24 protein-coding genes are annotated in these 20,764 nt (G+C 44.1%); 15 read left to right on the plus strand and 9 right to left on the minus strand.

Going from position 1 to position 20,764, the window contains the following annotated elements; translation table 11 throughout:
• Positions 1-12: 12 nt before the first annotated feature.
• Positions 13-552 (minus strand): helix-turn-helix domain-containing protein, encoded by a 540-nt coding sequence (locus H9630_RS02680; protein WP_191713937.1) that lies wholly within the window; start codon positions 550-552, stop codon positions 13-15.
• A 404-nt stretch (positions 553-956) separates the two neighbouring features.
• Here H9630_RS02680 and H9630_RS02685 point away from each other — a divergent pair, with 404 nt between their 5' ends.
• A complete protein-coding gene (locus H9630_RS02685; protein WP_191713938.1) occupies positions 957-1,253 on the plus strand; it encodes a hypothetical protein in 297 nt (98 codons plus the stop codon).
• A 102-nt stretch (positions 1,254-1,355) separates the two neighbouring features.
• Positions 1,356-2,015 carry a potassium channel family protein gene (locus tag H9630_RS02690; protein ID WP_191713939.1) on the plus strand — a complete coding sequence of 220 codons (660 nt, stop codon included), beginning with the start codon at positions 1,356-1,358 and terminating at the stop codon, positions 2,013-2,015.
• Between the two features lie 131 nt (positions 2,016-2,146).
• Here the strand turns inward: H9630_RS02690 and rnjA are convergent, their stop codons facing one another.
• Entirely contained in the window at positions 2,147-3,814 is a 1,668-nt protein-coding gene (gene rnjA / locus H9630_RS02695; protein WP_191713940.1) for a ribonuclease J1, read from the minus strand.
• A gap of 2 nt (positions 3,815-3,816) precedes the next feature.
• Positions 3,817-4,029 (minus strand): DNA-dependent RNA polymerase subunit epsilon, encoded by a 213-nt coding sequence (locus H9630_RS02700; RefSeq protein WP_191713941.1) that lies wholly within the window; start codon positions 4,027-4,029, stop codon positions 3,817-3,819.
• Between the two features lie 284 nt (positions 4,030-4,313).
• On the opposite strand from H9630_RS02700, the gene H9630_RS02705 reads away from it, so the two are divergent.
• Positions 4,314-5,084 (plus strand): Cof-type HAD-IIB family hydrolase, encoded by a 771-nt coding sequence (locus H9630_RS02705; RefSeq protein ID WP_191713942.1) that lies wholly within the window; start codon positions 4,314-4,316, stop codon positions 5,082-5,084.
• 195 nt (positions 5,085-5,279) lie between these two features.
• On the opposite strand, the gene def is transcribed toward H9630_RS02705, so the two are convergent.
• Positions 5,280-5,846 (minus strand): peptide deformylase, encoded by a 567-nt coding sequence (gene def, locus H9630_RS02710; protein ID WP_191713943.1) that lies wholly within the window; start codon positions 5,844-5,846, stop codon positions 5,280-5,282.
• 145 nt (positions 5,847-5,991) lie between these two features.
• Here def and H9630_RS02715 point away from each other — a divergent pair, with 145 nt between their 5' ends.
• The 6 genes from H9630_RS02715 to H9630_RS02740 all read left to right on the plus strand — a co-directional run bounded on the left by H9630_RS02715 (position 5,992) and on the right by H9630_RS02740 (position 12,758).
• A complete protein-coding gene (locus H9630_RS02715) occupies positions 5,992-6,636 on the plus strand; it encodes a YkyA family protein (RefSeq protein WP_191713944.1) in 645 nt (214 codons plus the stop codon).
• Positions 6,637-6,888: 252 nt separating this feature from the next.
• Positions 6,889-8,001 (plus strand): pyruvate dehydrogenase (acetyl-transferring) E1 component subunit alpha, encoded by a 1,113-nt coding sequence (pdhA, locus tag H9630_RS02720; protein ID WP_191713945.1) that lies wholly within the window; start codon positions 6,889-6,891, stop codon positions 7,999-8,001.
• A 3-nt stretch (positions 8,002-8,004) separates the two neighbouring features.
• Positions 8,005-8,982 (plus strand): alpha-ketoacid dehydrogenase subunit beta, encoded by a 978-nt coding sequence (locus tag H9630_RS02725; protein WP_191713946.1) that lies wholly within the window; start codon positions 8,005-8,007, stop codon positions 8,980-8,982.
• A 27-nt stretch (positions 8,983-9,009) separates the two neighbouring features.
• On the plus strand, positions 9,010-10,413 hold the full coding sequence (locus H9630_RS02730) for a dihydrolipoamide acetyltransferase family protein (RefSeq protein ID WP_191713947.1): 1,404 nt from the start codon (positions 9,010-9,012) through the stop codon (positions 10,411-10,413).
• 5 nt (positions 10,414-10,418) lie between these two features.
• Positions 10,419-11,828 (plus strand): dihydrolipoyl dehydrogenase, encoded by a 1,410-nt coding sequence (gene lpdA, locus H9630_RS02735; protein ID WP_191713948.1) that lies wholly within the window; start codon positions 10,419-10,421, stop codon positions 11,826-11,828.
• An 87-nt stretch (positions 11,829-11,915) separates the two neighbouring features.
• A complete protein-coding gene (locus H9630_RS02740) occupies positions 11,916-12,758 on the plus strand; it encodes a polysaccharide deacetylase family protein (RefSeq protein ID WP_191713949.1) in 843 nt (280 codons plus the stop codon).
• Positions 12,759-12,792: 34 nt separating this feature from the next.
• Here H9630_RS02740 and H9630_RS02745 read toward each other — a convergent pair whose 3' ends face one another.
• Positions 12,793-14,262: an aminotransferase class I/II-fold pyridoxal phosphate-dependent enzyme gene (locus H9630_RS02745; RefSeq protein WP_191713950.1), complete on the minus strand. Its 1,470-nt coding sequence runs from the start codon at positions 14,260-14,262 to the stop codon at positions 12,793-12,795.
• Positions 14,263-14,399: 137 nt separating this feature from the next.
• On the opposite strand from H9630_RS02745, the gene H9630_RS02750 reads away from it, so the two are divergent.
• Together H9630_RS02750 and H9630_RS02755 are read left to right on the plus strand one after the other, a co-directional pair.
• A complete protein-coding gene (locus H9630_RS02750) occupies positions 14,400-15,365 on the plus strand; it encodes an NAD(P)H-dependent flavin oxidoreductase (RefSeq protein ID WP_191713951.1) in 966 nt (321 codons plus the stop codon).
• Positions 15,366-15,380: 15 nt separating this feature from the next.
• Entirely contained in the window at positions 15,381-15,659 is a 279-nt protein-coding gene (locus H9630_RS02755; RefSeq protein WP_191713952.1) for a UPF0223 family protein, read from the plus strand.
• A gap of 23 nt (positions 15,660-15,682) precedes the next feature.
• On the opposite strand, the gene H9630_RS02760 is transcribed toward H9630_RS02755, so the two are convergent.
• Complete coding sequence (locus H9630_RS02760) at positions 15,683-16,324, minus strand: YktB family protein (protein WP_191713953.1); 642 nt, start codon at positions 16,322-16,324, stop codon at positions 15,683-15,685.
• A 171-nt stretch (positions 16,325-16,495) separates the two neighbouring features.
• Between H9630_RS02760 and H9630_RS02765 the strand changes: the two genes are divergently transcribed.
• Complete coding sequence (locus H9630_RS02765) at positions 16,496-16,690, plus strand: hypothetical protein (protein WP_191713954.1); 195 nt, start codon at positions 16,496-16,498, stop codon at positions 16,688-16,690.
• Positions 16,691-16,778: 88 nt separating this feature from the next.
• Positions 16,779-17,570: an inositol monophosphatase family protein gene (locus H9630_RS02770; RefSeq protein ID WP_191713955.1), complete on the plus strand. Its 792-nt coding sequence runs from the start codon at positions 16,779-16,781 to the stop codon at positions 17,568-17,570.
• A gap of 34 nt (positions 17,571-17,604) precedes the next feature.
• Here the strand turns inward: H9630_RS02770 and H9630_RS02775 are convergent, their stop codons facing one another.
• A complete protein-coding gene (locus H9630_RS02775) occupies positions 17,605-17,802 on the minus strand; it encodes a YlaF family protein (RefSeq protein WP_301610274.1) in 198 nt (65 codons plus the stop codon).
• 111 nt (positions 17,803-17,913) lie between these two features.
• Between H9630_RS02775 and typA the strand changes: the two genes are divergently transcribed.
• Positions 17,914-19,761: a translational GTPase TypA gene (gene typA / locus H9630_RS02780; RefSeq protein ID WP_191713956.1), complete on the plus strand. Its 1,848-nt coding sequence runs from the start codon at positions 17,914-17,916 to the stop codon at positions 19,759-19,761.
• A gap of 24 nt (positions 19,762-19,785) precedes the next feature.
• Positions 19,786-20,115 (plus strand): YlaH-like family protein, encoded by a 330-nt coding sequence (locus H9630_RS02785; protein WP_191713957.1) that lies wholly within the window; start codon positions 19,786-19,788, stop codon positions 20,113-20,115.
• On the opposite strand, the gene H9630_RS02790 is transcribed toward H9630_RS02785, so the two are convergent.
• Both H9630_RS02790 and H9630_RS02795 read right to left on the minus strand, forming a co-directional pair.
• Entirely contained in the window at positions 20,109-20,558 is a 450-nt protein-coding gene (locus tag H9630_RS02790) for a hypothetical protein (RefSeq protein ID WP_191713958.1), read from the minus strand. The two genes, H9630_RS02785 and H9630_RS02790, sit on opposite strands and share 7 nt — an antisense overlap.
• Positions 20,558-20,761 (minus strand): YlaI family protein, encoded by a 204-nt coding sequence (locus tag H9630_RS02795; RefSeq protein WP_146556486.1) that lies wholly within the window; start codon positions 20,759-20,761, stop codon positions 20,558-20,560. Before H9630_RS02795 ends, H9630_RS02790 begins: the two co-directional genes overlap by 1 nt.
• Between the last annotated feature and the right edge of the window lie 3 nt (positions 20,762-20,764).

The following is a 20,764-nucleotide window of genomic DNA, read 5'->3' on the forward strand; positions in this document are numbered from 1 at the left end:
ATCCCTCCTGAATTATAAATAAGATTGTGTGGTAACGATGATCATTTCAGAGATGCCATCAAAATCATTGATCAATTGATGGTGATTGGAAGCTTCAAAATAGATGGAATCGCCGGCAGCTGCCGAATATTGGTGATCACCGATTCTGAGCAGAACCCGTCCTTCGAGAACGTAGATGAATGTTTCTGCAGAAGAGGGTTCAAATTCTTTAAAATGCCCATTTGTCTGGAAAGTTAAATAGACAGGCTCCATTTCCTTTTCATTGGATGTGGGAATAAGCCATTCCACTTCATATCCGGCTTCTTCGTCAACGTGTGCAGTGTGGTCGGCGGTGGAGTATACAACTTTGACGTCCCGTTCATCGGAAAAAAATTCTTTGGGAGTGGTCCCCAGCACTTCAAGCAACGTGAAAAAGGTTTCTATAGAAGGGGAATTCATGTCACGTTCCAACTGAGAAATAAAGCCTTTGCTCAAGTCGGTCCGTTTTCCCAATTCTTCCTGTGTCAATCCGTTCTTTAATCGAAGACGTTTGATTTTTGTTCCGATTTCCAACAGAATTCTCCTCGATTCCTATTAAGTGAAAATTTCATAAAGTTTAGTTAAAATATACTTTTAGTTTACTAATAGCATATATTCATTATACGAGAAGAGCGATAATTTTCAAGTAAGAATTTATTTTCAATAAAGGATTGTTATCTATTGCAATTTGGCATGGGTTTTTACTATCATAGAGAAAGTGTGAAATTAAAAATAGTACATTTAACTTATAACAGGCTACTGGAAGCTTTCCGATGAATGAAACTAACATATAAAAATGATGGCTGGACGGAACAATAAGCCTCTGCGCGATTTCAGCCGATGTCCCGTTGTCACCGGCATTGGGAGTAGAGCAGCTGTCCGGATACAGCTGATGAATCCAAGTACTATAGCACGACCAAACTCTAGGAGTGATCAATGTGAACGGCAAAATGAATTTTTTTCTTGATCCTAAAAACCGGGTCATTCAAAAACCTTCGATTATGAATTACAAGCAGGACCAGCAAGGATTGTACCTTGTAGCAGACAAGCGTTTTATCAATTGGATGGATGTCCATACCTATTGCCACACTTGTTTGTCGGCACTGACGTTTGACGATGAATTTGATGCAAGCTACTGCGCCGACTGCAATGAATGGCGGGAAGAACCTTGCACAGACATCAGTTGCGAGTATTGTGAAAATCGTCCAAAACGACCTTTGGATCCCCGCCGATAAGCGGGGTTTTTTTATTTTACCGAAAGTTGTTCGGCATATTGAGATTTTTAGTTTGCATTATGTATGCTAGAATAGAAGCAATTGAAAATGTGGAGGATGGATATGAAAAAGGAATTTGTAGTCATTGGGCTTGGCCGGTTTGGCGGAAGCATTGTGCGTGAGTTGATCGAACAGGATGCGGACGTTATGGCAATCGATAAGGATTCGGAACGGGTAGATGAATTTTCGTCCATCGCGACACAAGCGGTTGTAGCGGATACGACCGATGAAGCGGTTCTGAAATCATTGGGAATCCGAAATTTTGAACACGTCATCGTGGCAATTGGGGAAAATATCCAAGCCAGTATATTGACGACGCTGATGTTGAAGGAAATAGGCGTAAAAAAAATTACGGTAAAAGCGCAAAATGATTACCATGCTAAAGTGCTGGATAAAATTGGCGCCGATAAAGTGGTTCACCCGGAACGGGATATGGGAATCCGGATTGCCCATAACATCCTGTCCAATAACGTGCTGGATTATCTCGAACTGTCCGACGAACATTCCATTATGGAAATCAAAGCCAATCACAAATTGGCAGGCTATACATTAATTGGGCTTGATATCCGGGCAAGGTACGGCATCAACATCGTAGCCATTAAACGGAAAGACGACATTATCGTTTCTCCGCAGGCCGATATGGAGATTGAACAGGAAGATGTCCTGATCATCATTGGATCAGACGCGGACATCAATCGTTTCGAGAAAAAAATGATGAATTGATTGCTGCAAAACAAGAAAAAGACCGGAAAAGGGAGTGCATCCTTTTCCGGTCTTTGTTTCCCTGTATTATATGAAAATAAAGAAAGGTGCATCGGAATGATTATCCGGTGCACCTTTTTTTATTTGCTTAATTAAACTTCCATAATTACCGGCAAAATCATTGGACGGCGTTTTGTTTTTTCATACAAATACGGTCCGAGAACGTCAGAAATATCATTTTTTAATTCTGCCCATTCTGTGTTTTTGCTGTGTATTTTTTTATTGAGATGGCGATTCAGCATTTGCTGAGCCTCATAGATCATTGTGCCAGACTCACGCATGTAAACGAATCCGCGTGAGATGATGTCGGGACCTGAAACCATCTTGTTCTTTTTCATGTCAACGCTGACGACAACAATGACCAATCCTTCTTCGGAAAGGACACGGCGGTCACGCAAAACGATATTGCCGATATCTCCGATGCCGCTGCCGTCGATATAGACATCACCAGAAGGGATGCGTCCTGCAACAGAAGCTTCGTCTTGCCCTAAAGCAAGAACTTCGCCATTTTCCATGATGAATGTGTTTTCCAAAGGAACATCACATTCAACGGCCAATCCTGCATGCGTTTTTAACATCCGGAATTCACCATGAATCGGCATGAAGTATTTTGGTTTGATTAAACGAAGCATCAATTTGTTTTCGGGCTCTGAGCCGTGGCCTGATGTATGGATATTGTTAAGTGATCCATGAATCACGTCTGCTCCAGCGCGGAACAACAAGTTGATTGTACGGTTGACGCTGCTCGTATTGCCCGGAATCGGAGAAGACGAGAAGACAACCGTGTCGTTTGGCTGAATCTGGATTTGGCGATGAGTGCCGTTGGCGATTCTTGAAAGGGCAGCCATCGGTTCGCCCTGTGAACCGGTGCAAAGAATCAATACTTCGTTTGCAGGTAAACGGTTTAAGGTTTGTGTATCTACAAATGCATCCTCAGGTGCATTGATATAGCCCAGCTCACGGCCGATTGTCATGGCGTTGTCCATGCTGCGTCCGAAGACGGCAATCTTACGGCCTTGTGCGACCGCTTCATCCGTTACTTGCTGAAGACGGTAGATGTTTGACGCAAAAGTCGCAAAGATCAGGCGTCCATCAATTTTTCTCATGATGTCTTTGATGGAATCGCCGACTTTTCGTTCTGACATGGTAAAGTCAGGAACTTCAGCATTGGTACTGTCGGACAATAAGCATAAAACGCCTTCACTGCCGATTTGGGCCATTTTCAATAAGTTGGCAGGTTCGCCTACCGGTGTGAAATCGAATTTGAAATCTCCTGTGTGGACAATATTGCCGGGTGGCGTTTTTACCACGACACCAAAAGCATCAGGGATACTGTGGGTAGTACGGAAAAAGCTAACAGCCGTTTTACGGAACTTGATGACGTCATCTTCTTCGATTTCCGTCATCTTCGTTTGGCGCAACAAGCCATGTTCTTCCAGCTTTTTGCGCAATAGGCCTAGAGCCAGTTTTCCGCCGTATACAGGAATGTTGATTTTCTTAAGAAGGTAAGGGATACCGCCGATGTGATCTTCATGGCCATGCGTAATGAAAAGGCCTTTAATTTTGTCGACATTCTTTACTAAGTATGTGTAATCCGGAATAACGTAATCGATTCCGAGCAAATCGTCTTCCGGGAATTTAATGCCTGCATCAATCAGAATGATTTCATCCTGGAATTGGACACCATACGTATTTTTACCGATTTCGCCTAGTCCGCCAAGTGCGAAAACAGCTGTCTGATCGTTTTTAACGAATTTCATCGTTATTCTACGCTCTCGACTTCGTAATTTTGGCTGGCTTGTTCATACTCGAGATGATTGCCTTCAAGTAATTGAACAAGTTCAATATTGTAGTTACGGTCTTTTAAGTGGTTTCGGACTTCGCGCTCGGATGCTGCTTCCACATAAAGACTTTGGGTATTTTCACGAACTGGTACTTCAAAACGGTTTTCTTGGTAGTATACTTTAAAAATCATTGTTTGCTCTCCTTTTTCCACGCTCAAATAAATGCACTTCCTTTATATTATCATGTCGTTGTACTAAAATAAAGAATAGCCCTCCTTATTTATAAAGAAGGGCTAAATCGTTTATGCAATTTTCTTTTTGTTCATGATGCCATTGAGCTGTCTGAGAAGTTTTCGTTTCAAACGTTTCAACATGGCTTACCACTCCTTAAGGCGAGTATACTGCGTTTTCTGACAATTGTAAAGAATGCGGGCTTTATTTTAAGGGCCCAATCACATGGAATGGAGACGAGAAAATGTCTAAATTATTATTGCTCGATATTGATGGGACTTTATTGGATTCCCATAAAAAATTACCGGCTTCTGCTAAAGAAGCCTTGCAGCAAGCGCGTTTGAACGGCCATGATTTAGCCATTGCAACAGGGCGCGGCCCATTTATGATCACTAATGTCCTAAAAGAGCTGGATATCGACACTTATATTACGTTTAACGGCCAGTACATAGCCCATAAAGGCGAGGCTATCCATAAGCAGGCAATTGATGCAGATGTTCTGAACGATATCTTTGAATTTGCGGATCAGCGTGACCATCCTCTGGTATTTATGAATGAAAATAAAATGGTGTCTTCGATCGACTTCCATCCGGACATTGACGAAAGCATCAAAACCTTGAAAATGGCACATCCTGAAGTGGATAAAGAATTTTACCTGAATAATGATGTCTATCAAGCTTTGGTATTTTGTGAAGAAGAAGAAGAGCAGCAATACCATGACACATTCAAACAAGTGGATTTTGTCCGCTGGCACCGGGTATCATGCGATATTACGCCAAAAGGAGGAACCAAGGCCAGTGGTATCAAACATTTGATTAAAGCTACTGGACACTCTATAGAAGAAACCATCGCATTCGGCGATGGGTTGAATGATCTGCAGATGATGGATATTGCAGGATACAGTGTAGCAATGGAAAATGGCCATGAAGAAACAAAGAAACGTGCTTCTTATGTAACGGATCATGTAGACAATGACGGATTGGCAAAAGCGTTCAAGCATTTGAAGTTGATTTGATAAAGAAAAGCGCAAGCGCCCGTTTGAGGAACGTAAGCTAAAGGCGCGACTTCCTGTCGCAACGCTTACGTGATCCGCCTCCTGCGGACCTCTGCCGGGTATAAGACAGACCAGCAGAGTGGCGATTTTGCCGCGGCGCTGGGTTGGCTTATGACCCAAAGCTAAAAAGTGAATCAGACAAAAAAGAGACTCGGCTTACTCAGCCGAGTCTCTTTCAATTGCGATGGCGTTTTCAATTTCAGCGAACGGGTTTTTTGAGTCGATATGGTCAAAGAACATGACGCCGTTCAAGTGATCAAGTTCATGTTGGAATGCGATGGCAGGAAGTCCTTTTAAGCGCATTTTGAACTCTTCTCCATCCAAATTGAAGGCTTTGATGGTGACGCGGGCGTATCTTGGCACATAGCCGGGGATTGCACGATCAACAGACAGGCAACCTTCTCCAGCTGCTAAGTAAGCTTTTTCTACAGAATGGCTGACGATTTTGGGGTTAACAGCAATCATGCTGAGGTTTTCGCCAGAGCTTTCGTCAAAATGCAGGGCAAAAATTCGTTTCGCTTCATTTACTTGCGGTGCTGCGATTCCAACGCCTGGGCGCAGGTCGTATTTTTCAGCCAGCTCATCGTCTTGGCTGTTTACTACATATTCCAGAAGGTCTTCACCCAGTTTCCGGTCTTCTTCAGAAAGTGGGAATTTCACTTCTTCTGAGCGTTTTCTGAGTGTAGGATGACCTTCACGTATAATGTCTTTCATTCGTATCAAGTGATTTCATCCTTTCAATTGGCTTGCTATACATATCAGTATAACGTAAAGCGGCTGTTTTGAAAAAAGAAAAAGCTGCTGGCCGGTGTTGTATTTTACTTAATGGCATACTATAGTTAATTCATGGAAATAAGGGGTGAAAAGGATGAGGAAATTAGGGGTACTGTGTGCTTTCATCATTCTTCTTTTAGTGGCTGGCTGTTCAGGTTCGGGAACTCGTGAAGAATTGGATCAAGTCCTGAATGATACTTTCGATGCCGAAGAAGAATATCGGGATGTCCAGGATGACCTGGAAAAACGCGAGAAAAAAGAGCAGCAATTGTTTGAAGAAATTATGGCGTTAACACAGGAGCAGCAAGAAGATGTTGAAAAACAGGCTCAATCAGCAATTGATTCTGCAGATGAACGCCTTGATTTCCTTCAAACTGAAAAGGAATCGATGCAGGCAGCCAAAGAAAATTTCACAGAGATTGATGGAGTGATTGAAGATGCCGAAGAAGCAGCTGTTAAAACTGACCTCGAAGCATTGAAAGCAAAAATGCACGAGCGCTTTGCTGCTCATAATGAATTTACGCAAGCGTATGAGGGGCTGATCGGACTTCAAAAAGAATTATATGAAATGTTGAAGGATGAAGAAAATAATCTGCAGATGCTTCAAGAAAAAGCTGGAGAAGTTAATAAACAAAATGAGCAAGTGCAAAATGCTGTGACAGCGTTTAATGATTTAACCCAACAGGTAAATGAGTTGAAAGATGCCACAATGGAAAAATTAAATGAAAACGAAGAGTAAGCGGCCCCTACGGCCGCTTTTTCTGTGCTATAAAAGATAGTGTATTTGTTCTCTGTATTATAATACAGGTGAAAAAAACAACTGATACAGTTTTAAATATCTAAATTATTTCATTATTACTATTATGCAAAAATGTTAGGTTCTATATGATTGACCGAGCTATTCGAGTAACGTATACTGAAGTGGAATGTGAAATTGTATCATAAATTGTATGTAATTATTTTAATACAGATAAAAAGGAGAGTTGCTTTTATGGCTGCGAAAAAATCACAGCAGTTCGATCCAGTGGAAACGCTTAACACAATCGAAGAAAAGTTTGAAATGGTCCAGATTTTAAATGAAGAAGGCGAAATCATCAACGAAGAGGCAGACCCGAAATTATCGGATGAAGACCTTCAGGAATTGATGAGCCGGATGGTTTATACACGTATTCTCGATCAGCGTTCAATTTCGTTGAACCGCCAAGGCCGTCTAGGATTCTACGCTCCGACAGCAGGGCAGGAAGCTTCTCAATTGGCTTCGCATTTTGCTTTGTCAAAAGAAGATTTCATTTTGCCGGGCTATCGTGATGTTCCGCAATTGATCTGGCACGGTTGGCCGTTGCACCAGGCATTCCTTTTCTCTCGTGGACATTTCATGGGGAACCAAATGGCTGAAGGTTTGAATATTTTGCCTCCGCAAATCATTATCGGTGCGCAAATCATCCAGGCAGCCGGAGTGGCACTTGGCATGCAAAAACGCAAGAAAGAAGCAGTGGCGGTTACTTATACAGGAGACGGCGGTTCTTCACAAGGTGACTTCTATGAAGGAATCAACTTTGCAGGCGCATTCCGCGCACCGGCTATTTTCATTGTTCAAAATAACCAGTATGCGATTTCTACGCCTCGCGAACTTCAGACTTCAGCGAAAACCATTGCACAAAAAGCGGTTGCAGCCGGAATTCCAGGCGTCCTTGTAGACGGTATGGATCCGTTAGCGGTGTACGCGGTAACACGTGACGCTCGTGAACGTGCAGTTAAAGGCGACGGACCTACATTGATTGAGACACTTTGCTACCGTTACGGACCGCACACAATGGCTGGTGACGATCCAACCCGATACCGTACTTCAGATATCGACAGCGAATGGGAAAAGAAAGATCCACTTGTCCGTTTCCGTAAATACCTGGAAGCAAAAGGCATCTGGAATGAAGCAAAAGAAAACGAAGTAATTGAAAAAGCTAAAGAAGAAATCAAAGCAGCAATCAAAAAAGCTGACGGCGCTCCGAAACAAAAAGTATCCGATCTATTAGAGATCATGTACGAAGACGTGCCGTTTAATGTTCAGGAACAGTTGGATATTTATAAAGCAAAGGAGTCGAAGTAAGCCATGGCACAATTAACGATGATCCAAGCGATTACCGACGCTCTGAAAACAGAGATGAAGAACGATGAAAACGTTCTTGTTTTCGGTGAAGACGTAGGAAATAACGGCGGTGTTTTCCGCGCAACAGAAGGTTTGCAAAAAGAATTTGGCGAAGATCGCGTGTTCGACACGCCTTTAGCTGAGTCAGGGATTGGTGGTCTAGCAATCGGTTTAGCATTGCAAGGATACCGTCCAGTACCGGAAATCCAGTTTTTCGGATTTGTTTTTGAAGTAATGGATTCCATCAGTGGACAAATGGCGCGTATGCGTTTCCGCAGCGGCGGCAGCTTGAATTCTCCTGTAACCATCCGTTCTCCATTCGGCGGCGGTGTTCACACACCTGAAATGCACGCTGATTCGTTGGAAGGGTTAATGGCGGCTCAGCCTGGTTTGAAAGTGGTCATCCCTTCTACACCTTACGATGCAAAAGGTTTGTTGATCTCAGCAATCCGCGATAACGATCCTGTCATTTTCCTTGAGCATATGAAGCTATACCGTTCATTCCGCCAGGAAGTGCCGGAAGAAGAATACACGATTCCACTTGGCAAAGCTGAAGTGAAACGTGAAGGCAAAGATTTGACGATCATCGCTTATGGCGCAATGGTGCAGGAAAGCATCAAAGCGGCAGAAGAGCTTGAAAAAGAAAATTATTCGGTTGAAGTGGTCGATCTTCGTACCATCCAGCCGCTTGATATTGAAACAATCATTGCTTCAGTAGAAAAAACTGGACGAGCTATGGTCGTCCAAGAAGCGCAAAAACAAGCTGGAATCGCAGCGAGTGTCGTGGCTGAAATCACGGACCGCGCTATTTTAAGCCTGGAAGCACCAGTTCTTCGTGTTACTGCGCCTGACTCTGTATTCCCATTCTCACAAGCAGAACAAGTTTGGCTTCCGAACTCGAAGGATATAGTAGAGACAGCGAAGAAAGTACTTACTTTCTAATTAGACAGAACCGAAAGGGTGATATAGATGGCTTTTGAATTTCGTTTGCCGGATATCGGTGAAGGTATCCATGAAGGTGAAATCGTAAAATGGTTTGTAAAAGCAGGAGATACAATTGAAGAAGACGATATTCTTGTTGAAGTGCAAAATGACAAGGCCGTTGTCGAGATTCCCTCACCGGTTTCAGGAACAGTTGAAGAAGTATTGGTTGAAGAGGGAACGGTTGCAGTAGTTGGCGATATCTTGGTCCGTATTGACGCGCCTGACGCTGAAGAAATGAACTTTAAAGGAGACCACGGCGATAAAGAAGAAGCTGCTCCTGAAGTGAAAGAAGAAACAGAAGAACAAGTCCAGTCCGGCACTGCTGAATCAGGCCAGGAAGTCGATAAGGCTCCTGCCAAAGAAGAAGAGCCGAAAGAACAGACTGGCGCAGGAGCTCAGCCGCAAGCTGACTCTACAGAAGAAGCAGATCCGAATGCGCGTGTCATTTCCATGCCGTCTGTCCGCAAATTTGCACGCGACAACGATGTTGACATTAAACAAGTCACCGGATCCGGCAATAACGGCCGCATTCTAAGAGAAGATGTAGAAGCCTTCATGAATGGTGACCAGAAAGCAGCTGCGCCAGCAGCTTCTGAAGCGCCACAAGAAACAACGCAGGAAGCGGCAGCAGAAAGCACTGACAAAGCGGCAGCAGTACCTAAAGCAGCAGCAGCTCCTGAAGGGGAGTTCCCGGAAACGCGTGAGAAGATGTCTGGTATACGTAAGGCGATCGCCAAAGCGATGGTCCACTCGAAACATACTGCTCCTCATGTAACGTTGATGGATGAAGTGGATGTCACTGAATTGGTAGCACACCGCAAAAAATTCAAGGACATTGCAGCAGAAAAAGAAATCAAACTGACTTACTTGCCTTACGTGGTAAAAGCGTTGGTCAGCACATTGCGTGAATTCCCAGCATTGAACACATCGTTTGATGATGAAACAAGCGAAGTCATCCAAAAGCATTATTTCAATATCGGCATTGCTGCTGATACGGAAAAAGGCTTGATGGTTCCAGTCATCAAAAACGCAGACCGCAAATCCATATTTGCGATTTCTGATGAAATCAACGGGTTGGCGACAAAAGCGCGTGATGGTAAATTAACTGCTGCTGAAATGAAAGGCGCTTCATGCTCAATCACCAATATTGGCTCTGCTGGTGGGCAATGGTTCACTCCAGTCATTAACCATCCTGAAGTGGCAATTCTCGGAATTGGCCGCATTGCAGAAAAACCTGTAATTAAAAATGGTGAAATTGTAGCAGCACCTGTGTTAGCATTGTCATTGAGCTTCGATCACCGAATGATCGATGGTGCAACAGCGCAACACGCATTAAATCATATTAAACGTTTATTAAGTCAACCTGAATTATTATTAATGGAGGCGTAAAACTTATGGTAGTAGGAGATTTTCCAATTGAAACAGACACGCTCGTCATCGGCTCGGGCCCTGGCGGTTATGTGGCGGCTATTCGCGCAGCACAAACTGGCCAAAAAGTAACAATCGTTGAAAAAGAATATATTGGCGGCGTTTGTTTGAATGTCGGCTGTATCCCTTCAAAAGCAATGATTTCAGTTGGACACCGTTTTGAAGAAGCTCAACACTCAGAAGATATGGGTATTGTAGCCAAAGAAGTTTCACTCAACTTTGAAAAAGCGCAAGCGTTCAAAGATGGCGTCGTTAAGAAATTGACTGGCGGCGTTGAATCGCTTCTTAAAGGCAACAAAGTTGAAATCCTGCGCGGCGAAGCTTATTTCGTTGATGAAAATACAGTACGTGTTATGGATGAAAATTCAGCGCAAACGTATAAATTCAAAAACGCGATTATTGCTACCGGATCACGTCCTGTGGAAATCCCGACTTTTAAATTTACAAAACGTGTAATTAATTCAACAGGAGCTTTGGCATTAACTGAGCTTCCTAAAAAACTCATCGTTATTGGCGGCGGCTATATCGGTACAGAGCTTGGTACTGCATTCTCAAACATGGGTTCTGAAGTAACGATCCTTGAAGGCGCACCGGATATCCTTGCTGGATTTGAAAAGCAAATGACAGCTATCGTCAAAAAAGGATTGAAGAAAAAAGGCGTTGAAGTCATCACTAAAGCATCTGCCAAAGGTGTAGAAGAAACTGATTCAGGCGTTAAAGTAACATATGAGGCAGGCGGAGAAGAAAAAACCGTTGAAGCTGATTACGTTCTTGTAACTGTAGGCCGTCGTCCAAACACAGACGAAATGGGTCTAGAAGAGTTGAATCTGAACATGTCTGACCGCGGCTTGATCGAAGTCGACAAGCAATGCCGTACAAACATTTCCAACATCTATGCAATCGGTGATGTGGTAGCTGGTCTTCAATTGGCGCATAAAGCTTCATATGAAGGTAAAGTTGCTGCAGAAGCAATTGCAGGCGAGAAGTCTGAAGTTGATTATATGGCTATTCCGGCGGTCTGCTTTACAGATCCGGAACTTGCAAGCGTAGGTTTGTCTGAAGAACAGGCGAAAGAAGAAGGATTCGAAGCTGCGGCTGCGAAATTCCCATTCGCTGCAAACGGCCGTGCTCTTTCATTAAACGCAACTGAAGGATTTGTGAAACTTGTTTCACGTAAATCTGACGGCTTGCTGTTAGGTGCTCAAATTGTCGGAGCTGGCGCATCAGATATGATCGCTGAGCTTGGTCTTGCTATCGAAGCTGGAATGACAGTAGAAGATATTGCAATGACAATCCATGCTCATCCAACACTTGCGGAAATCACAATGGAAGCTGCGGAAGTAGCTCTTGGAACACCAATTCACATCATCAAGTAAGAAACAGGGAGCCGCTTATGCGGCTTCTTTTTTTTGGAAACAATGGATGAGGCGTGGTAAGATTTGTTTAGTAAAGGGGTGTTTAGTTTGATACACAAAAAATGGCCTGTTCTTGCAGTGTCTTTGCTCGTGTTGGCAGGTTGCGGAGAAGAACAGGGTGCTCCACCTGAAGAAAAAAATCCGCCTGCTGAAGAAGTGGGAAATGAAAAAGAAGAGACCGATAAAGTTGAAAAAACAATTGAATCGAAAGAACAGCAAGTGAATGAAGAAGAGAAAGAAGAACAAAAAATTGCTGATGAGCCCCAGTACCGCATTAATCCGGCGAACTGGTCTGTACAGCCCATAGCAGCAGCCGATGAAAAAGTTGTACTGGTAACCATCGATGATGCTCCGGACAAACACGCGTTGGAAATGGCAGAGCTGTTGAAAAAGCAAGGCATTCCAGCAATCTTTTTCGTCAATGGCCATTTTTTGGATACCGATGAAGAAAAACAACAGTTAAAGCAACTTCATGACATGGGCTTTGCCATCGGCAACCATACCAATAGCCACCCCAATTTAAGGGATTTGCCAGAGCAGCAACAGGAAGAAGAAATCCTCCTATTGAACAAAACGGTGGAAGACATCATTGGAGAAAAGCCAAAATTTTTCCGGGCGCCGCACGGGGCAAACACCGACTTCAGCAAACAGCTGGTCGAGCAGGAAGGAATGGTCCTCATGAATTGGACCTATGGCTATGATTGGGAGCAGCAATACCGGGATGCTCAATCTTTGACGGATATCATGGTCAACAGCGAGTTCTTAAACAATGGCGCCAACCTATTGATGCATGACCGGGAATGGACGTCTGAGGCCCTTCCAGGGATCATTCAAGGCCTGAAGGACAAAGGATACGGCTTTGTAGATCCTGAAGACATAGAAGGCAGATAAAAAGATCCAAGAGCGTCCTGCTCTTGGATCTTTTTTATCTGATAGCCTGCTGCTCTTTTATTACGCGCAGCATTTGCAATGTGTCGTCTTCCGGACCTTGGACAGGCAACCCGGCTGCGACATTCATATGGATGTAGTTGATATTTTCTTCCGTAATGATTTCTCCGGGGATGAAAATAGGAATGCCCGGTGGATAAACCATGATGAATTCTGCGGAAATGCGTCCGACTGCTTCATTGATTGATATGACTTCCGTCGTAGCGTAGAAAGCATCGCGCGGCGTCATGGCAAGCCGGGGAATATCCGGAAGCAGCACAACCGGTTCAACAATGGCAGCATCGCTGTCTAAAGACTCGCTCATGCGCTGCAAAGCGTTGATCAGCAGATTCAATTCTTTCCGCGTGTCGCCGATGGTCACCAGGCATAGGATGTTATAAAGATCGGAAAGTTCAATTTCGATATTGGCGTTTTCTCTTAGCCATTCTTCAGCCTGATGCCCCGTGATGCCAAGATTTTTGACGCTGATCAATAATTTGGTCGGATCCATATCAAAAGTTGCGGAAGAATTCAGCACTTCTTTGCCTACGCAATGCAAGTGCGGAATTTTATTGATGCGCTTGCGTGCATCCTGTGCAAGTCTGATTGCCTGATCAATCAGGTCATAGCCATGAATGGCAAGCTGACGGCGTGCCGTATCAAGAGACGCCAAAATCGGATAGGAAGTCGAAGTTGTCGTCAGCATGGACAGAGTGGACTGGACACGTTTGGGTGATACCAGCCCTTCTTTGACATTTAATACGGAACTTTGCGTCATGGACCCGCCAAGTTTATGGACAGACGTTGCCGCCATATCTGCGCCTGCAGCCATAGCAGAAACAGGCAATGATTTATGGAAATGGATATGGACGCCATGCGCTTCATCGACCAGGACTGGGATGTCATGGCCATGCGCGATGTCGACAATGCGTTTTAAATCAGCGGCTACACCGAAATAAGTCGGGTTGATGACCAACACGGCTTTGGCGTCCGGATATTCAAGAATCGCTTTCTCCACCGCTTCTGCAGAAATTCCGTGGGAGATTCCGAGCTCCGGATCGACTTCGGGATGAATGAAGATCGGGATGGCGCCAGCAAATACGATAGCGGACATAATGGATTTATGGACGTTCCTTGGCACAAGAATCTTGTCGTTGGGGCCGACCACACTTAAGATCATGGTCATGATGGCACCGCTTGTTCCTTGTACGGAAAAGAATGTATGGTCTGCGCCAAAGGCTTTTGCAGCTAATTCCTGCGCGTCTTTAATGGCGCCTTTTGGTGAATGTAAATCGTCCAAAGGGGCGATATTGATCAAGTCGATCGATAAAATATTGTCGCCGACAAATTCCCGGAATGCGGGATCGACGCCCTGGCCTTTTTTATGGCCTGGAATGTGAAATTGGATCGGGTGCCGGTTTCGATGCTTTAACAGCGCATCAAATAACGGAGTTTCTAATTGAGACAATGATAAGCCCACCTCACTATATATAAAATGAAAACAAGGAGAATTATAGCATGATGCAAGTTGCTATACTATAAAAATAAAAGGATTTCCTCGTGTGGCAGCGAATACAAAATAAGCAAGGGAAAAGGAGTGAGTCCATGGAATTCAAAACAAGGGTGACAGAACTATTGGGCATTCAGTACCCCATTATACAAGGAGGATTAGCTTATCTGGCTTATGCAGAACTGGCAGCCGCAGTTTCAAATGCAGGAGGCCTTGGGCAAATTACAGCAATGAGCCTTTCTACACCTGAACAATTGCGGGAAGAAATCAGGAAAGTCAGGGAATTGACGGACAAGCCATTCGGTGTTAATTTTGCAATTGGCGAACACGGCCGTGCATTTTCTCATATGCTGGATGTGGCAATCGAAGAAAACGTACCAGTCGTCTCCATGACAGGCGGCAATCCAACACCGATTTTTGAACAGCTGAAAGGGACGGATATCAAGAAGCTGGTTCTCGTCGCTGCCACAAGACAAGCTGAAAAAGCGGAAAGCCTGGGAGCTGACGCTGTAATGGTTGTCGGCCATGAAGGCGGCGGACATTTGGGACGAGACGATATCGGTACGATGGTATTGATTCCTCAAGTGGTCGATGCGGTGGATATACCGGTCATCGCCTCAGGCGGGATCGGGGACGGCCGCGGTTGGATGGCTGCTCATGCCTTAGGGGCAGAAGGCATAGAAATGGGCACGCGCTTTATTGCCACTAAAGAATGTGTCCATGCTTCAGCAGCCTATAAGGAACAATTGATTAATAGCTCCGAGAACGATACGGTCATCATTAAACGCAGCATTGGAGCTCCTGCCAGAACACTGCGCAACAGCTGGACCGACAAAATCCTTGAAATCGAACAACAGACGCCAAGCTACGAAGCCTTAAAAGAATTCATTAGCGGTGAAGCCAATAAACGCTTCATTTATAATGGGGAAAAGGACCAGGGCTTTGGCTGGGCAGGGCAAGTTACAGGCCTGATCAAAGATGTTCCGTCAGTCCGGCAATTGATTGATGGCATGGTCAAACAAGCTGGAGAAATACGAAAGAAATGGTCAATCACTGAATGAAAAGAGGGATTAACTATGGATTATTCCTATCCATTTTCAATTGAATGGTCAACCGAAGAAATCATTGATGTCGTTAGCTTTTTTGAAGGAATCGAAATGGCTTATGAAAAAGGCATCAACAGGCAGGAGCTGCTGACGCGTTACCGCAAATTCAAGCAGGTGGTTCCTGCGATTTCGGAAGAAAAGACATACTTCCGTGAATTTGAAGAAGAAAGCGGCTATGCCAGTTTCCCTGTCATCAAGGAGATGAAAGCAGGAAGCGGCGATGGAGTCATCAAAATTAAAACGAAATAAAATGAAAAAAAGAACCTTCAGCTTTAACGGCTGACAGGTTCTTTTGATTTTTGTAGCAGGGTATTGTAAACCGGAAGCAATGCCTCGAAAGTTTCTTCGGCAAATTGGAAAAACTGCTGTTTGTTCATGGAATCCGCCTGTTTTCGAGTTAAATGGCGGCCAATCACAAATTCGCCTTTTTTGACATCGCGAAGTCGGGTCAGTAATTTCTCAATGCCTTCTTCACCTAATTCGATCAGCGCATCGGATTGGGGTTTCATATGGTCGCCAGAGGCTACAAAGTCATCCGATAGCTGTGCAAGGGCATCAGAATGCAATAGGTTTTCAGCCATGATCGCTTTATTGGGCGCTTCATAGATGACCGCCAGAATGACGAACACATGGCTTTCCCACATGCCGATCTGGAAATGCGGGACCGCTTTGTAGCCTCTTTTATAAGGAGCGAACGCAACCCAGCTGTCATTTGGCGGATTTACGGTTCTTCTCATATGCTTTGCCACGTGCGGGAAAAACTCATTTCCTGTTTTTCCAGAGAAGAAAGAAGAAAATTCAGTTCCTAGTTCCTCGAACTTCGGACGGACATATTCAGTTAATGCAGACATCCTGGCATCCAGGCCAGGAGTAGTGAAAACATCGAAATCTTGCTCATTCCAATAAGACGTCAAGTAAATATCCTCCTTAAAATTAGGTAATCAGGTTTCATTTTAACGAAGTTTGGGAAAAAAGAATATAAATACGTTTCTGCCAATGGATTTCATTAGAAGAAAGTGGTATTATAATAATTGTAACAAGATTAGTCAGAATTTTCGGAGTATGATGAGAAAGGGGTGCTCATTATGAAACAGATGATTCAGATAATCCGCAAAGCGGATGTAGAGAAGGAATACGTACATGTGCTGAAACTGGAACTTGATTATGAACTTGCTTCTTTATACGATGCGATGCAGCAAAAAGACGATCAACAAATGTCGAAAAGCAAGCAGCGGCTTCAAGAGATTCACGTGGAACTGGAGGCCCTTCATGCGCTCTAATACGTCTATACATTAAAGGCATCTGCTGAAGTAAGACAGCAGATGCCTTTTTCGTTATACTGAAACAAAGAGGAAAGGGGATACACATATGGATTTGCATGCAATGGATTTGTACATAAAGTCATTGATCAAAGAGGCGGGGCATCGCATCCGCAATTCTTTCTTAACGGATATCACCATTGAATCAAAATCGAATGCCAATGATTTGGTGACGAACATCGATAAAGAAATTGAACAATTTTTCATAGCCCGCATCCGGCGAGATTTTCCGGGCCACCGAATTTTTGGGGAAGAAGGCTTTGGAGATGATATTCAAAGCTCAGAAGGGGTTATCTGGATGTTGGACCCAATTGACGGGACGATGAATTTTGTGCATCAAAAACGCAACTTTGCTATTTCGTTGGGAATCTTCAAAGATGGAGTTGGCCAATTAGGTTATATCTATGATGTTGTCAATGATGATTTATACCACGGAGTTAAAGGAAGAGGAGCCTATTATAATGATGAACAGATGCGGCCGCTTATGGAGACGGTGATTGCTGAATCGATTGTTGCTATGAATGCAACATGGGCAGTGCCGAACCGTTATCTTGACCATGAAGGAACTCTTCAATTGATCCGTGACGTACGGGGCATGCGTTCTTATGGCTCCGCGGCTCTAGAGCTTGCTTATTTGGCAAGCGGACGGGTTGATGCTTATATCTCGATGAGGCTATCGCCGTGGGACATCGCCGGTGGCATGGTCATAGCCCAGGAAGTTGGGGCGGTAACGACGAACTTTAAAGGGGAACCTGCAAATCTATTGAAGCAAGATACATTTATTGCAGCTAATCCAGCCATCCATCAGGAGCTGTTGAAAAAATACATCCGACTCAAGTAAAAAAAGATGCGGAATTCCGCATCTTTTTTTATAATTACAGTAATCCGGCTTCCCGCATCTCTTTCTTTTTCTTAAAGCCCATGCCCATAATCAGGCAAAGCACCAAAATTGCTGCGAAAATACCCAAAACGCTGCGCAGGCCTACAGCTAAGCCGATTCCTGCCATCGCCAGCAATGCTGCAATAGAATAAAAGACAAATATCCATTTTACGTTTTTCAATAAGCCAATCAAGCGATTTTCCTCCTGTAGCATATAGCCTGAAATAAAATCTTAGGGTTTTACACCTATATGTGCTATACTAGCACAGTTATAGGCATGAAAAAAGAATATTGGAGTGAAATTATGACTAAATTACGTAACGACCTAAGAAACATTGCTATTATTGCCCACGTTGACCATGGTAAAACAACTCTAGTGGATCAACTTCTACAACAATCCGGAACTTTCCGTTCAAACGAACACGTTGAAGAACGTGCGATGGATTCTGGCGATATCGAAAGAGAACGCGGAATTACGATTCTTGCGAAAAATACTGCAATCCAATACAAAGATTCTAAAATCAACATTTTGGATACTCCTGGACACGCTGATTTCGGCGGAGAAGTTGAACGTATCATGAAAATGGTTGATGGTGTTCTATTAGTAGTAGACGCGTACGAAGGCTGTATGCCACAGACACGCTTCGTTCTGAAAAAAGCATTGGAACAAAACTTGAAGCCAATCGTTGTTGTAAACAAAATTGACCGTGACTTTGCACGTCCTGAAGAAGTGGTTGACGAAGTCATCGAATTGTTCATTGAACTTGAAGCGAATGACGATCAATTGGAATTCCCGGTTATCTTTGCATCAGGCATGAACGGCACAGCAAGTCTTTCTTCAGATCCTGCTGATCAGGAAGAAAACATGCAGGTCATTTATGATGCGATCCTGGAACACGTCCCAGCGCCAATCGATAACAGAGATGAGCCACTTCAATTCCAGGTAGCTCTTCTTGATTACAGCGATTATGTTGGACGTATCGGAATCGGCCGCGTATTCCGCGGAACAATCGAAGTTGGCCAATCGGTTTCTTTAATGAAACTTGACGGGTCATTCAAAAACTTCCGTGTGACGAAAATGCACGGTTTCATGGGCCTTAAACGGGTGGAAATCGAAAAAGCGGAAGCTGGAGATTTGATTGCCATTTCTGGTATGGAAGACATCAACGTTGGGGAAACAGTTTGTCCACAGGATCATCAAGAAGCATTGCCGATCCTGCGCATCGACGAGCCTACTTTGCAAATGACTTTCCTAGTAAACAACAGCCCGTTTGCAGGTAAAGAAGGTAAGTGGATTACGTCAAGAAAAATCCAGGAACGTTTGGATGCACAATTGCAGACTGATGTATCATTGCGTGTAGAACCTACAGATTCACCGGATGCATGGATTGTATCTGGACGCGGAGAGCTGCATTTGTCGATCTTGATCGAAAACATGCGCCGTGAAGGATTTGAACTTCAAGTTTCAAAACCAGAAGTTATCGTCCGCATGGTAGACGGAGTTCGCTGCGAACCTGTTGAACGCGTTCAAGTGGATGTTCCTGAAGAATATACAGGCGCAATCATTGAATCATTAGGCGAACGTAAAGGCGAAATGCTGGATATGGTCAATAACGGAAGCGGACAAGTCCGTTTGGTGTTTAACGTACCGGCTCGTGGATTGATCGGTTACACAACTGAATTCCTTACACAGACTCGCGGATACGGAATCATCAACCATACATTCGACAGCTACCAGCCAGTTGCTTCTGGCCGTGTTGGTGGACGTCGCCAAGGTGTATTGGTATCTATGGAGCACGGTAAAGTTTCGACTTACGGCTTGATGGGCATCGAAGACCGCGGTACTGCATTTGTTGAAGTCGGTGCTGAAATCTATGAAGGCATGATCGTTGGAGAACATAACCGTGATAGTGACTTGACAGTGAACATTGTAAAAATCAAAGCTGCAACGAACATCCGCTCAGCCAACAAAGACCAAACGACTACGATGAAAAAAGCACGTTTGATGAGTCTTGAAGAAGCACTTGAATACTTGAATGATGATGAGTTATGTGAAATTACACCACAAACGATTCGTTTGCGCAAAAAAATTCTTGATAAAGCTGAACGTGAGCGTATGGCTAAGAAGAAAAAAGTTGCCATCGAAGAATAAGTGGAATGGAAGGATGTATAATCCGTGGACGATCAAGCTTTTGTCTATGACAATATGTATCCGGTAGCCCGAATTCTATACCAAAGTATGCCAAGTTTCGAAGCTGCAGGATATGCACTTTTTGCAGTCATCTTCCTGCTTTCGGCATTTGTTTATAAATTGGGGTTTGCTAAAAAGCTATCAATTGGGAAAAACGTAGTAATCGGCCTGTTTCTTGCGGTCGGAGGATTGGGGCTAACTTTCTTAGCCTTCTTCCTGCCGATTGTGGAGGGGCTAGTCATTGCGGCGCTTATTCTGATCCTTTATAAAATCCGCCTATGGCGCGAAAAACGCGAAAACGCTGTATCTCATTGAGATACAGCGTTTTTGCGTTCAAAGGTTTTGTAAAGGATCGGCAATAATAAAGCATAAGTAAGATGTCCGAATAGCCAATAAAGAAACGCTCCCCAATCAGTGGCTGCAGGCACATCAGCTTCGACTGCCAGCCAGGATAACAAGAAATAGAGAAACGGAAAAGGCACGGACAGGAACAGGCTGATCAGCACTAGTTGGCCGAATGGATACTTGCGTCTTTTGGCCAAATAGACATAAACAACGCCAATGATAAGTGAAATGAGCAAGTGGAAAATGAATTCGGTTATCTCAGACCATTGCACATCGCCGATCAACGGGATAAAATCGACATTCAGCAACAGGGTATATACTTGTTCGCCAGTGACAGATTGAATCCATTTCAGCAGAAGCCCCAATATCAACCCGCTCCAAAAACCGATCCAGAGACCTTTTAAGAGCTTCATCAGAAGTCATCCTCAATACTGCGGGAGCTGCGGTAAAAACGGAAGGAACCGGTCGCCAGGCGTTCTTTGGTCCTTTCGGTGATACGGTCATGGCATTCATTGCACATATGAGTGTGGATGGGCCGGTTGCGCAAGCGCTTGGCCTGTAAGGTATCATCCACTAATTCTTCAATTTTATCGCAGATTACGCATTGGACACGCATGGT

Source organism: Planococcus wigleyi, from assembly GCF_014836985.1.
Lineage (GTDB): Bacteria > Bacillota > Bacilli > Bacillales_A > Planococcaceae > Planococcus > Planococcus notacanthi.

What these genes read in the sequence shown, in the direction of transcription:
- H9630_RS02750 (WP_191713951.1), top strand. Translation starts at nt 14,400, where the DNA reads ATGGAATTCAAAACAAGGGTGACAGAACTATTGGGCATTCAGTACCCC.
- pdhA (WP_191713945.1), top strand. Translation starts at nt 6,889, where the DNA reads ATGGCTGCGAAAAAATCACAGCAGTTCGATCCAGTGGAAACGCTTAAC.
- H9630_RS02770 (WP_191713955.1), top strand. Translation starts at nt 16,779, where the DNA reads ATGGATTTGCATGCAATGGATTTGTACATAAAGTCATTGATCAAAGAG.
- lpdA (WP_191713948.1), top strand. Translation starts at nt 10,419, where the DNA reads ATGGTAGTAGGAGATTTTCCAATTGAAACAGACACGCTCGTCATCGGC.
- typA (WP_191713956.1), top strand. Translation starts at nt 17,914, where the DNA reads ATGACTAAATTACGTAACGACCTAAGAAACATTGCTATTATTGCCCAC.
- H9630_RS02690 (WP_191713939.1), top strand. Translation starts at nt 1,356, where the DNA reads ATGAAAAAGGAATTTGTAGTCATTGGGCTTGGCCGGTTTGGCGGAAGC.
- H9630_RS02755 (WP_191713952.1), top strand. Translation starts at nt 15,381, where the DNA reads ATGGATTATTCCTATCCATTTTCAATTGAATGGTCAACCGAAGAAATC.
- H9630_RS02795 (WP_146556486.1), bottom strand. Translation starts at nt 20,761, where the DNA reads ATGCGTGTCCAATGCGTAATCTGCGATAAAATTGAAGAATTAGTGGAT.
- H9630_RS02765 (WP_191713954.1), top strand. Translation starts at nt 16,496, where the DNA reads ATGAAACAGATGATTCAGATAATCCGCAAAGCGGATGTAGAGAAGGAA.
- H9630_RS02705 (WP_191713942.1), top strand. Translation starts at nt 4,314, where the DNA reads ATGTCTAAATTATTATTGCTCGATATTGATGGGACTTTATTGGATTCC.
- H9630_RS02715 (WP_191713944.1), top strand. Translation starts at nt 5,992, where the DNA reads ATGAGGAAATTAGGGGTACTGTGTGCTTTCATCATTCTTCTTTTAGTG.
- H9630_RS02725 (WP_191713946.1), top strand. Translation starts at nt 8,005, where the DNA reads ATGGCACAATTAACGATGATCCAAGCGATTACCGACGCTCTGAAAACA.
- H9630_RS02790 (WP_191713958.1), bottom strand. Translation starts at nt 20,558, where the DNA reads ATGAAGCTCTTAAAAGGTCTCTGGATCGGTTTTTGGAGCGGGTTGATA.
- H9630_RS02700 (WP_191713941.1), bottom strand. Translation starts at nt 4,029, where the DNA reads ATGATTTTTAAAGTATACTACCAAGAAAACCGTTTTGAAGTACCAGTT.
- H9630_RS02730 (WP_191713947.1), top strand. Translation starts at nt 9,010, where the DNA reads ATGGCTTTTGAATTTCGTTTGCCGGATATCGGTGAAGGTATCCATGAA.
- rnjA (WP_191713940.1), bottom strand. Translation starts at nt 3,814, where the DNA reads ATGAAATTCGTTAAAAACGATCAGACAGCTGTTTTCGCACTTGGCGGA.